Source organism: Halomonas urumqiensis (genome assembly GCF_003028575.1).
GTDB classification, from domain to species: Bacteria; Pseudomonadota; Gammaproteobacteria; order Pseudomonadales; family Halomonadaceae; genus Halomonas; species Halomonas urumqiensis.
This window is the reverse complement of the sequence record NZ_PYUD01000013.1, coordinates 18,966-30,309: the sequence shown is the minus strand read 5'-3', so window position 1 is coordinate 30,309 and position 11,344 is coordinate 18,966. Positions and strand designations below refer to the sequence as shown.

Below are 11,344 nucleotides of genomic sequence, written 5' to 3'. Positions count from 1 at the left end.
GGAGGTGCTGATCGCCCACGACGACGTGATGGTCGAGTCCGGCGATCACGTCATCCTGTTCGTGATCGACAAGCGCCGCCTGCGTGACGTCGAACGGCTGTTCCAGGTCGGGCTGACGTTCTTCTGACGCTCTTCTGACCGGGCGAATGGACGCCATATACGCTGCGCTTTCGCGACGCTCCTCGAGCCGATGCTTCAGCCCGACCTCATTTCGGTGATCGGAGTGGCGGGTGGCTATACTCGACTCACACACCAGCCATCCCATCATCCATCAGGCGAGCGCTCGTGACGGTGTTGACGTGAGGCCCGCCAGGCACGCCGCTCCCTGAATGCCTGCGGCCACTACGGTGCCCCACAACCCCCCCGCGACCTTCATCGACGCTTGAGCCAGCGCGGCATTGCTCTAGCGGACACCATTGACGGGTTCCGCGATCACCAAATACCCAACTGGGTGGCCATCCAACGCCCTGGCACCAGGGTGCCGGCGAACGCCGCCACCAGCCCGATATAGGCACCGCGCATCCATTCACGGTGTCGGCGCACCTTGCCCTGAAGGATCGCGCGCACCGCCACGGCCAATGCCACCAGCACCCATAACGAGAGCAGGTGAATAGGCCCCAGATGCCCCAACAGTGGCAATACCCCACCCCCTAACCAGAACGAACTCAACGCCGACATTGCCATGGCCGTGACCCAGATCAGACCCATTGCGCGGTGCGGCCAAGTGCCCTTGCGCATCAGCAGAATGATCACACCAAGTCCGAGCGCCAGGAGTGATGCGTTGATATGCAGCGTGAATGCCATGTGGACCTCCCCGTCGTTACAAAGATAGCCAATCAAATGCAACTTGTTGCATAAGGCTAGCTGGCACAACTCTATTATGCAACCATGTGCATAACGACGAGCCATATCGACAGGTGAATGAGCATGTCCTTGCGCGCCGTACTATTGATCACCCTGCAGCGCGAACCGGGCTCCGGCTACGACATCCTGCAGCGTTTCAAGGCTGGCCTGGCCCACGTCTGGCAGGCCAGCCATCAGCAGCTCTACCGGGAGCTGGATCGCATGCGCGGCGACGGGTTACTGGCATGCGAAACCATGCCCCAGAGCGAACGGCCCGACCGCAAGGTCTACCACCTGACGGACGCAGGCCATCGCGCGCTGGATGAGTGGCTGGCCGAACCGCTCACCGCAAGCCCCGTGCGCCAGCCGCTGTTCGCCAAGTTCTTCGCCTGGGAGCAATGGCCCGCCGACGCCCGTCGAGACGAACTCACCGCCCTTCAAGCGCAGCTCGCCAAGCGCCTGGTGGTCTACGCCACTATCGAAAAACAGTGGTTCGCCGACCCCGCTTCCCTCACTCCCGCCGAACGCGCCCCCTGGCACACGCTACGGCTCGGCAAGCGGCTGACAAAAACCTGGCTTGGCTGGATCGAGGAGGTGCTGGAGGAAGATCGAGAAAGGCATGTGGACTGAGTCGAGTCCAGGGCCTGATGTAGGCACGGCTCGGAAATTCACATGATAGAGGTTGAATTCAGGGACATTGGGTAAGTCATGCTGGGACGCGCATACACTGTCATCGCGGTTTCATGGTAGGCAGACAGAATCATGGTGGTAAGTGTCCGACACCCACCACAAGAGCGAAACGATCGATGCTGAAACTCACTGCCCTGCCCCTGCTTGCCGTTGGCCTGATGACGGGAGCTGCCGCCCAGGCCCAGAACGTCTTCGATTACCCCCAGACCGACGATGCGCCGGCGAGCTTCCACGTCGTCAACGAGATCCCCGCCGGAAGTTTCACCAAGTACGAGATCGATGCCGAGCATGGCCAGTTGATCGTCGACCGCTATGTATCGATGCCCGTGCGCTATCCGGCCAACTACGGTTCGATTACCGGCTCCGCCGGGGGCGATGGCGACCCGCTCGATGCCCTGGTGATCACCCGCGACGCCGTCTACCCCGGCGCGGTCATCAAGGTGAAGGCGATCGGCGTGTTGCGCATGGTCGATGACGGTGAAGCCGACGACAAGATCATCGCGGTGCCTGCCGACGACGTCGACCCCACCTATGCCGAGATCGACGAAATGGACGACCTGCCGAGCATGGAACGCGAGCGCCTGAACGCCTTCTTCCGCGTCTACAAGGATCTACCGGACGGCGGGAATATCGAACTCAACGGTTTCGGCGATGCGGCGGAGGCGCGCGAGATCCTGGCCGAGGCGCTGACAGCCTACGCCAACGCCCGGCAGTAACGAACTCTCGGGACAAGAGACGTCGAGAAGACAAGGAGTTGCTAAAGCCCCTGCGCCCCACGCCGTAGCCAGTCGTGCACGAAGGCAAGCTTGCGGCGTGCGGTGTCCGACAGCACGAAGGGGTAAAGATCGGAAAGCCCCATGGAGCGGTTGACATGATTGACCCCCGTAGCAATGGAGGCCGAGACATGGATCAGCCGGTCGGGGTCGGGTTCCGCGTAGGGATCCCAGCCAGGCGCGGGCTGTTGCTGGGAGAGCAGGCCGGAGGCGACGAAACTGTCGGCGATATCAGTCAAGTGCAGCAGGTGTGCCGCAGTCTCCGCCCAGTCTTCGTGGGGATGCGCCGAGGCATAGGTGGTCAGGAAACGCAGCGTCCAGTCGGGTGGCGGACCCTCCTGATAATGGCGCTGCAGGGCGGCGGGATAATCGGCGCGCTCGTCACCGAACATCTCGCGGAAAGCGTCGAGGAAATCATCGCGCAGGCTGAGCCGCCACCACAGCATATGCGCGATCTCGTGGCGCATATGGCCAATCATGGTGCGGTAGGGTTCATCCAGCGCCTTGCGACGGGTGGCGACCAGCACGGGGTCGACCTCGGCCACGCTGATCGTCACTACCCCCTCGGCATGCCCCATGGGCACCGGTGTCGGCCCTTCGGCCAACATATGGAACACCGGGGGGGCGCCGGGATCCTCAGGCCGGAACCAGTGCCAGCGTCCGAGATTGTCCAGCACCCAGCGCTTGGCGGCTTCGGTCTGCGCCCAGTTGGGGATGGCGTCCGGTATCGAGGGGTCCGGGGCCAGCGCCGTCATCGCGCAGGAGCGACAGAAGGCGCCTTGTTCAGGGGCGATCCAGTTGCAGCCAATCACCTCCCGGTTGACACAGAACGGCGGCATGGGCAAAAACGCCCTGGCCTGGGGGTCGTAGGCAACCGGGGTACCGCTTGCGGTGGCCAGGTTGTCGAACCAGAGGGAGCCGGAACCTACCGGGTTGGAAAAGACACGCATGTGGCTGGGTCTCCAGATGACGACAAGGCACGGGCATCAAGCCTTGGACACCATAAAGTGTCCAGTTCATCGTCCTCTTCACCCCGAGATGGGTCAACTCATCATCCATCCACCTTCGTGACACTTCTTGACAGGCATACTTGAATGCGCATGTTCATGCGCATACGATTCGAGAAAGTCAGTCACTACTTCCGTGGAGGCCATCATGCATGCACGCTACGACCTCACTGCCCCTAAACGGGCAGCAAACCTCTCAATCAACAGTGACTTGCTTGCGAAATCCCGAGCATTGAACATCAACCTTTCGGCAACGCTCGAGCATGCCCTGCAAGAAGAACTCGTCAATCGAGAGTCTGCGCGGTGGGTCGAAGAAAACCGAACCGCCATCGCACGCTACAACGAATTCGTTGAGCAGCATGGGTGCTTTGGAGATGAGTTCCGGGAGTTTTGATGGCTCAGTTCGATGTTTACTCGAACCCAAGCAAAGCCAGTAAAGCGCTCTATCCCTACCTGGTAGACGTTCAAAGCGACATTCTGAGCGACCTTGCGACACGCCTTGTCATACCGTTGTGCAAGCACTCCGACTTTGGCGGTCAGCCCATCCAGGGACTGACCCCCCAAATCGAGTTGGAGGGACAGGCACTGTTGCTGTTAACCCCGCAAATTTCCTCGATTCCCGCCAGACACCTCAACCACCCGATCGGATCCCTTGCCCACTTCAGAGGCCAGATCGTCGGGGCACTGGACCTTGTCATCAGTGGGTTCTGAGTCTCCCGGCGGCACTGGACGGAACGGTCAGGGCATAAGGTGCCCTAGAACTCGCGGCCCAGCAGTGCATCATTGAACGGGTAGCGGGAAAGCTTCTCGACGCCGGAATCGGTGATCAGCACTTCTTCTTCCAGCTTCACGCCGTCGGCGGCACCGACCTCGCCAATGTAGCTCTCCACCGAGACCACCATGCCGGGCTCGAGCACGCCATCCTTGGAAAACCGGTCGAAATCCATATGGTGGGCGACCAGTGGCGTTTCGCCGTGCATGCCCACGCCATGGATGATCGAGGGATAGCGGCGGTCCAGGAAGCGTTCGGGAATCTTCCAGGCGGTCTCGGCCAGTTCCCGGTAACTGATGCCGGGCCGCAGCAGCCCCATGTTGTGCTGCACCTGGTCATAGGCCATGCGGTACAGCTCGCGCTGGTAGGCACTGGGCTTGCCAGGGCCGACATGGAAGGTGCGCGAGAAGTCCGAGTAATAGCCATGACAGCCAATGGTATCGGTGTCCAGCGCCACCAGTTCACCTGGGCGAATCACCCGGTCGCTGGCTTCATGGAACCAGGGGTTGGTGCGCGGGCCGGAATTGAGCAGCCGAGTCTCGATGAATTCGCCACCTTGGCGGATCACCTCGCCATACAGGATTGCGAACAGCTCATTCTCGGTGACCCCAGGCTTGATGGCCGCCTCCACCTCGGCTACCGCCGCTTCGCTTGCGGCCATGGATTGCGCCAGGCAGGCGATCTCTTGCGGAGTCTTGATGCGCCGACAGTGCAGGGTGTCCTGCATGCAGTCGAACACCTCGAGCCCTTGAGCTTCCAATGAGCGGGCAAGATTCAACGCGCAGCGATCCAGCCCAACCTTGCGGTTGCCGCGACCATGCTCCTCGATCAGTTCGGCGATCTCCACGCCGAAGGGGTCGCTGGAAAGATTGTCGCGCTGGTTCACCGCCGACCACACCACCTTGGAGGTGCGTGATTCGTCGATGGTCTCGAGCCAGGTGGAAATATGAGCGCTACCCGGGTATTCGAACAGGATGATCGGGCCTTCCAGCGGCACGTAGATATAACGCGTGGAGTTGCGCAGGAAGTAGCCGAACATGTTGCGCGAGCCGGTGGCGTAGCGCTGGTTGTTGGGATCGAACAGGACCAGCGCGGCATAACCCTGCTCGGCCATCATGGCGCGCAGTCTTTCGAGGCGCCCGGCGCGCAGCTGCTTGGGGTCGAAGGCGGTGGGAATGCTGTCGCCATTGCCTACCGGGGCGGAGGGAATCACCGGGATGCTGTCCGGTTCGTTGTCGGTGAGCTTCTCGGACTCGACAATGCTCATGGGGTGCCTTTTATTGCGGATTCGAAAAGGGGGGCAATGCGCGTGTCACAGCACTGATGGCGCTTAGTCAGCGAGGCTGTCGCTGCGCTGCATGCCGTCCTTCAGCAGTTGTTCGTGGATCGGTGCCATGCGCCCGAAGATGCGCTTGGCGCGCTCGGGGCGACCGATGAAGCCGGGCTGCTTGGCATAGGCGAAGATCACCGTGTGGCGTTCACGGTCGCCTGTCACCGGGGTCACGCGGTGTAGTGAGTAGCGTCCGAAGAACACCTGGAGGTCGCCTGGCTGCAGATCGAGGGTCTTGAGGCGTGAACGATCACCGTCGATGACATTCTCTACCTCGGCATAGTTCTCTCCCTCGGGGCTACGGATGCCGGGCGCGTACTCGAAACGCCCGCCCCCGTGGGACTGGCGGGTCATCATGGTGACGATGAACTCGTTAGTATCGTAATGCCAGGGGTGCTGGCAGCCTTCACGCAGCACGTTGACCACCAGGTCGGCCAAAGGGTCGGCATACTGGTGAATTTCGTCCATGCCCACTACCTCGGCGACGAAGTGCTGGAAATCAGGGTTCTGGTAGATCTGGCGGATGATGGTATCCGGCCCGATACGATCGCCGGCGACGAAGCCGTTGGTACGATCATCGAAGCGATTCACCGGGTGACTCGAAGGAAGCGCCGGGTCGCCATCGCTGTTGTAGGGATTGGTCTCGGTCTCGTTGTAGTGCGCCTCCGGCGAGAGCCGTTCGGCCTCGCGTTCGAGCCTTGCCAGCGCCTCCTCGGGCACGAAGTTCTTCAATACCACGCAGCCATCTTCCTCGAGCTGGCTACGGCAGTTGTCGATCAACTGGCGGCCAGTGTCACCACTGAGGTCATCAAGGGGATAGCGGGAAAGGTCGATCAGGCCACGCAGGGAATGGGGGGCGGTATTCTCGGCCAGAACAGGCATTGCGGGTCACTCCTGTCGTTTGGATTGGCATGTCATGCGTGTTCCTGGACAGAATAGTCAGGCCAGTTTAATAATGAAAATGAATGCTTAAGATACAACCCATTTCAAAGCATCATTGATCAGCCCTCATGGATACCCCCATGGTCCTGGTCAATCGAACGCTTTTCGGATCATTTCAAGGGTGCATGAACCATGGACACCGACCTGCTACGCGCCTTCGTCACCGTAGCCGAATGCCAGGGCTTCAGCGCCGCCGGCAAGGTGCTGCATCGAACCCAATCGGCAGTCAGCCTGCAGATCAAACGCCTCGAAGACCAGATGGGCAAGTCACTGTTCGAGCGCACCAGCCGGAGCGTACTGCTCACCGCGCCGGGGGAGAAACTGCTGCCCTATGCACGGCACATGCTCAAGCTTCAGGATGAGGCCCGCGCGGCCCTGGGCGAACTGCCACGCGGTGAGCTGATTCGCTTCGGCACCTCGGAAGAACAGGCCAGCGCCTACCTGCCCGCCCTTCTGCCACGCCATGCCGAGGCGTTTCCGGACACCCGCCTGGAGGTGATCTGCGACATCAGCGCCCAACTCGTTAAGGCATTCCAGGAGGGGCTGCTGGACGTGGTGCTGTCGATTCGCCACGCTCCTACCCAATCGGGTCACCTGCTCGGCTGGGAACCGATGGTCTGGGTGGTGGCCGAGGATCACTTCCCTGTCGAGTGGCAGACCCTGCCACTCGCGCTGAATCCAGAGGGCTGTATCTTTCGTGCCCATGCGCTGTCGGCACTGGGGCGTCAGGCTCGCCAATGGGAGCTGCGCTATGTCAGCCAATCCCCTACCGGGATCAACCTGCCGGTGCAGGCGGGCCTGGCGGTGACGGTAAAGACGCCACGCAGCGTGCCTGAAGGCTGTCGAGTCGTCGGCGAAGAGGAAGGATTGCCGACGCTTGGCCAGGTCGAGATCGAACTGCACCGCCGGCCCGGCCATACCAGCGCGGCGCTCGAAGCGTTCTGCCAAGCACTGGAAGGCGTTGTCACCGATACTGCGAGTGTAGGATCGAGTTGTCCTGATATTGCCTGGCAGGCACCCTGATACTCCCCAAGGAGATGGCCATGACCAACGAACGCAGCCGTGCCCCCGGCCAACAATGGAACGCCAGCGGTTACGCCCACCACGCGGATTTCGTACCCGCATTGGGTGGCGACGTGATGCGCCTGCTGGCACCGCGCGCCGGCGAACGCATTCTCGACCTGGGGTGTGGTAACGGCACCCTGACCGAGGAACTCGAGAAGGCCGGCGCCAGCGTGCTGGGAGTGGATGCCTCCGAGGACATGGTGGACGCCGCGCGGGCCCGGGGGCTCGACGCCTCGGTGGTCGACGCCCATCACCTGCCCTTCGAGCACGAGTTCGATGCGGTATTCAGCAATGCCGCGCTGCACTGGATGCTCAAGCCCGAAGCGGTGATCGCGGGCGTCAGGCGATCGCTTGCCCCTGGCGGACGCTTCGTGGCCGAGTTCGGCGGACATGGCAATGTCGCGGCAATCTGCACCGCCCTGCTCGCCGCCCTGCACCAGCGCGGCATCAGCGGCATGGGGCGCTACCCCTGGTACTTTCCCACCGCCGAGGACTACCGCGCACTGCTGATGGCCGCCGGATTCCGGGTCGAGAGGATCGAGCTGATCCCCCGCCCCACACCACTTCCCACCGGCATGGCCGGCTGGCTTGCGACGTTCGCCAACCCCTTCCTGCACGGGCTCGATGACGCACTCCGCGAGGCGATCCTCGATGACGCCATCGCCTGGCTAGCCCCCAACCTGTGCGATAGCCATGGCAACTGGACAGCGGATTACGTGCGCCTGAGGTTCAAGGCGACGCTGTAGCCAGCTGGCGGTGTTGTCCGACGCTTGGCTCAGTCGCCAGGCGCGGCCATCAGGTCGGCCTGCACCACCTCGATCCAGTAACCATCCACATCCTTCACGAACACCACATTCTTCATCTTGCCCTGATCGGAGCGCTTGATGAACTCGACCTGATTGGCATCGAACCACGCCTCGGCGGCCTCGAGATCAGGCACCGAAAAGCAGATGTGACCAAAGCCCTGGGGCTCGGCATTGCCATCGTGATAGGCAAAGTCGGCCTTGTCCTCGGTGCCCCAGTTGTGGGTCAGTTCGAGCAGGCCGAGCTGGCCGAAGGTCCAGGCGGTGCGCTCGCCTTGGTCGTCAGGCACCTGCTCATCCGTTTCGGGGTGGCCCAGGAAGTACAGCGAAAACCGCATCTCCTCGAAGTCCAGTCGACGCAGCACCCGCATGCCGAACACCCGGGTATAGAACGCCAGCGCCACCTCCGGGTCCTTGACACGCAGCATGGTGTGGTTGAGTCGAAATCCGTCGGTGTGTGCTGTGGGTGTCTTGACCCCAGGATGTTGCTCGCCCTTGAAGCTCATCCATTTCTCCTTATCAACTTATCAACGAACGTTGGTCTTGCCTTGGCGCACAACAAATTCCGCAAAACCAATTCCGCACGCCCAGTTCACCTGAGCGTGCGGAGTCATTGCGTCAAAGTGTCGGTGTGATGAAGCCGGTATCAACCGCGCTGATAGGTGCCCACCAACCGGTTCATGCCGAGCAGGTGAGGTTCTACCTGGGTCAACAGGTCGCGCAGCTTGAGGCCTTCGGGCAGCCCGGTGGCCTTGTCCAGCGCCAGTACCCAGAAATAGTACTGGTGCAGGCCATGGCCTTCCGGTGGCATCGGGCCGCCGTAGCCGAGCTTGCCGAAATCATTCTTGCCACGTGTGCCAACGCGGGCGTTCTCATCAAGCGCGGTAGTCGAGGCCGGCAAGTTGTACAGCACCCAGTGCACGAAGCCGTATATGCCATTCTGCACGAGCGGGGCATCAGGATCATGGCAGATCACGGCAAAGCTCTTGGTTCCCTTGGGTGCATCCTGCCAGGTAAGCGGCGGCGACAGATCATCTCTGGCCCCGGTATGGCGGGTGGGAATCGCGCCATTGGCGGTGAACGCGCTACTCGTCAACTGCATGCTCGATAGTGCAAAGGCCATCGGTTAACCTCCTTGCAGGTCAGTCAGTTGGAATATACCTGAACAGCGTCGGTAAAAGCGTATGGAGTGTCAAACATGAAACGCCTGCTGATCGTCGCCCACTCCCCATCGCCGAACACCACCCGGCTTCGCGAAGCAGCGGAACGCGGCGCTCGGCATCCCGATATCGACGACGTGGAGGTAGTGGCCAAACCACCGCTGGAGGCGGGCCCGGAGGACGTGCTGGCGTGCGACGGCATCCTGCTCGGCACCACCGAAAACCTCGGCTACATGAGCGGTGCCCTGAAGGATTTTTTCGACCGCAGCTACTATCCAGTGCTGGAGGAGAAGCAAGGACTCCCCTGTGCGCTGTATATCCGCGCGGGGCACGATGGCACCGGCACCCGTCGGGCGGTGGAGAGCATTGTCAGTGGCCTGCGCTGGAAGTGGGCCCAGGAACCCGTGACCCTGCGTGGCGAATGGCAGGAAGGCTTTGTCGATCAGGTCGAGGAGCTGGCGCTGACCCTGGCGGCGGGGCTCGATGCAGGCGTGCTCTAAACGCCTTGTTTATCACACCAGACACCTTCCCCCGAACGACCATGCCATATCCCGCCGCGTGATTATTTCAAGATGTGGCGGACGTCACCTGCCGATAAGGCTTGATGCCCGCTGATTGCCTGCTATACCTCAAGGGCATGCATAAAAACTGTATGCAAAAGATCTCATTAAATGAGAATCACCTGAATTCGTTCAGGCTCATTAAGGCACCTCCCATGCATCAACGTCGGCAAGCGGTTGGCTGACAAATAATAGAAAAGCACAACCACCAGCGTCTCGATCAGAGGTGAAGATCCGCCACCGCACCGGCTCACTTCTGCCGACACCTACACGACATGAGGTGAGCGATGAAACCCACTACTGGAAGCCTGGCAATGGGACTGGGGGTCCTGTTGCTGCTGACCGCGCATGCGAGTGTCGCCCAGCAGACACTGACCATCGCCACGGCGAGTACCGCCGGGGTCTACCATGTCGCCGGTAAAGCGATCTGTCGGGTCATCGACTTGCCCTGCGAGGCCGAGCCAAGCGATGGCTCCAGCGCCAACCTCCACGCCTTGCGCGAAGGCAATATTGATATGGCTCTGGCTCAGTCGGACCTGCACTACTACGCCGCAACAGGTAGCGAAGGATTTCGCGACCACGGCTCGGACGACTCGCTGCGCTCGGTCTTCTCCTTGCATAGCGAGCCGTTCACGCTGGTGGTGAGTCGGGATTCCGGCATCCAGGGCCTGGATGATCTGGTGCAACGCTCGGTGAATATCGGCAACCCCGGCTCAGGGCAGCGCGGCACCATGCTGCGCCTGATGGATGCGCGTGGCTGGAGCCGCAGCAGCTTTCGCATGGTCAACGACCTGCCGGCCGACCAGCAGTCAATCGAGCTTTGCCATGGCAATATCGATGCGATGGTGTACACAGTGGGACACCCGAATGCCTCTGTGGCCCAAGCCATTCGCCTGTGCAACGCTGCACTGGTGGACGTTCAGGGCGAGGCCATCGATGCCCTGATCCAGGTCTACCCCTTCTTTTCCCATGCCGTCATCCCGGGCGGATTGTATGGAGAGGAGCAACCGGCCGTGCAGACCTTCGGCGTCAGGGCGACCCTGGTGGCCTCGGCGCAGACCGACCCTGATGTTGTGTACCGCCTGGTGGCCGGCGTGTTCGATAACTTCACCCGCTTCAAGGCCTCGCATCCGGCCTTCGACACCCTGACCAGCGCATCGATGATTCGCGATGGCCTGACCGCCCCGTTGCATGAAGGGGCACTACGCTACTACCGCGAGCAGGGCTGGATGGATGAGCAACCTGGCGTCAGCGAAGAGCTGTCCGGACAGGCCATGCCTGACGAGGTCATGCCGGAAGAGCCCGCGGCGATTGATCGCGAATAACACAGGCTTGCGGAAACACCAACGGCACCCTTGTGGGTGCCGTTGGTGTGAGTGATCACATGGAGCAGAGCGCG

General features: G+C 61.5%; 14 protein-coding genes. 8 read left to right on the top strand and 6 right to left on the bottom strand.

Features of this window, described 5'->3' with window-relative positions; all coding sequences use genetic code 11:
- Positions 1–432: 432 nt before the first annotated feature.
- A complete protein-coding gene (locus C6V82_RS17725; RefSeq protein ID WP_102588408.1) occupies positions 433–804 on the bottom strand; it encodes a DUF2306 domain-containing protein in 372 nt (123 codons plus the stop codon).
- Between the two features lie 123 nt (positions 805–927).
- Here C6V82_RS17725 and C6V82_RS17720 point away from each other — a divergent pair, with 123 nt between their 5' ends.
- The gene (locus C6V82_RS17720) at positions 928–1,473 is read left to right on the top strand and encodes a PadR family transcriptional regulator (RefSeq protein ID WP_102588407.1); all 546 of its coding nucleotides are present in this window, start codon (positions 928–930) and stop codon (positions 1,471–1,473) included.
- Positions 1,474–1,649: 176 nt separating this feature from the next.
- Positions 1,650–2,249, top strand: a complete 600-nt coding sequence (locus C6V82_RS17715) for an inorganic diphosphatase (protein WP_102588406.1) — start codon at positions 1,650–1,652, stop codon at positions 2,247–2,249.
- A gap of 41 nt (positions 2,250–2,290) precedes the next feature.
- Here C6V82_RS17715 and C6V82_RS17710 read toward each other — a convergent pair whose 3' ends face one another.
- Positions 2,291–3,256: a zinc-binding metallopeptidase family protein gene (locus tag C6V82_RS17710; protein ID WP_102588405.1), complete on the bottom strand. Its 966-nt coding sequence runs from the start codon at positions 3,254–3,256 to the stop codon at positions 2,291–2,293.
- A gap of 205 nt (positions 3,257–3,461) precedes the next feature.
- Here C6V82_RS17710 and C6V82_RS17705 point away from each other — a divergent pair, with 205 nt between their 5' ends.
- Both C6V82_RS17705 and C6V82_RS17700 read left to right on the top strand, forming a co-directional pair.
- Entirely contained in the window at positions 3,462–3,707 is a 246-nt protein-coding gene (locus tag C6V82_RS17705; protein WP_102588404.1) for a type II toxin-antitoxin system CcdA family antitoxin, read from the top strand.
- The gene (locus C6V82_RS17700) at positions 3,707–4,024 is read left to right on the top strand and encodes a CcdB family protein (protein ID WP_102588403.1); all 318 of its coding nucleotides are present in this window, start codon (positions 3,707–3,709) and stop codon (positions 4,022–4,024) included. Before C6V82_RS17705 ends, C6V82_RS17700 begins: the two co-directional genes overlap by 1 nt.
- Positions 4,025–4,068: 44 nt before the next feature.
- Here C6V82_RS17700 and C6V82_RS17695 read toward each other — a convergent pair whose 3' ends face one another.
- Both C6V82_RS17695 and C6V82_RS17690 read right to left on the bottom strand, forming a co-directional pair.
- Entirely contained in the window at positions 4,069–5,352 is a 1,284-nt protein-coding gene (locus tag C6V82_RS17695; RefSeq protein ID WP_102588402.1) for a M24 family metallopeptidase, read from the bottom strand.
- A gap of 63 nt (positions 5,353–5,415) precedes the next feature.
- Complete coding sequence (locus C6V82_RS17690; protein WP_102588401.1) at positions 5,416–6,297, bottom strand: HalD/BesD family halogenase; 882 nt, start codon at positions 6,295–6,297, stop codon at positions 5,416–5,418.
- Positions 6,298–6,489: 192 nt separating this feature from the next.
- Here C6V82_RS17690 and C6V82_RS17685 point away from each other — a divergent pair, with 192 nt between their 5' ends.
- On the top strand, positions 6,490–7,380 hold the full coding sequence (locus C6V82_RS17685; RefSeq protein WP_102588400.1) for a LysR family transcriptional regulator: 891 nt from the start codon (positions 6,490–6,492) through the stop codon (positions 7,378–7,380).
- A gap of 20 nt (positions 7,381–7,400) precedes the next feature.
- Complete coding sequence (locus C6V82_RS17680; RefSeq protein ID WP_219724513.1) at positions 7,401–8,168, top strand: class I SAM-dependent methyltransferase; 768 nt, start codon at positions 7,401–7,403, stop codon at positions 8,166–8,168.
- A 29-nt stretch (positions 8,169–8,197) separates the two neighbouring features.
- Here C6V82_RS17680 and gloA read toward each other — a convergent pair whose 3' ends face one another.
- Complete coding sequence (gene gloA / locus C6V82_RS17675) at positions 8,198–8,731, bottom strand: lactoylglutathione lyase (protein ID WP_102588398.1); 534 nt, start codon at positions 8,729–8,731, stop codon at positions 8,198–8,200.
- Between the two features lie 140 nt (positions 8,732–8,871).
- Positions 8,872–9,348, bottom strand: a complete 477-nt coding sequence (locus C6V82_RS17670; RefSeq protein ID WP_102588397.1) for a YbhB/YbcL family Raf kinase inhibitor-like protein — start codon at positions 9,346–9,348, stop codon at positions 8,872–8,874.
- A 75-nt stretch (positions 9,349–9,423) separates the two neighbouring features.
- Here C6V82_RS17670 and C6V82_RS17665 point away from each other — a divergent pair, with 75 nt between their 5' ends.
- Positions 9,424–9,885 carry a flavodoxin family protein gene (locus tag C6V82_RS17665; RefSeq protein ID WP_102588396.1) on the top strand — a complete coding sequence of 154 codons (462 nt, stop codon included), beginning with the start codon at positions 9,424–9,426 and terminating at the stop codon, positions 9,883–9,885.
- Between the two features lie 347 nt (positions 9,886–10,232).
- Positions 10,233–11,270 (top strand): TAXI family TRAP transporter solute-binding subunit, encoded by a 1,038-nt coding sequence (locus tag C6V82_RS17660; RefSeq protein WP_102588395.1) that lies wholly within the window; start codon positions 10,233–10,235, stop codon positions 11,268–11,270.
- The last annotated feature ends 74 nt before the right edge of the window (positions 11,271–11,344 follow it).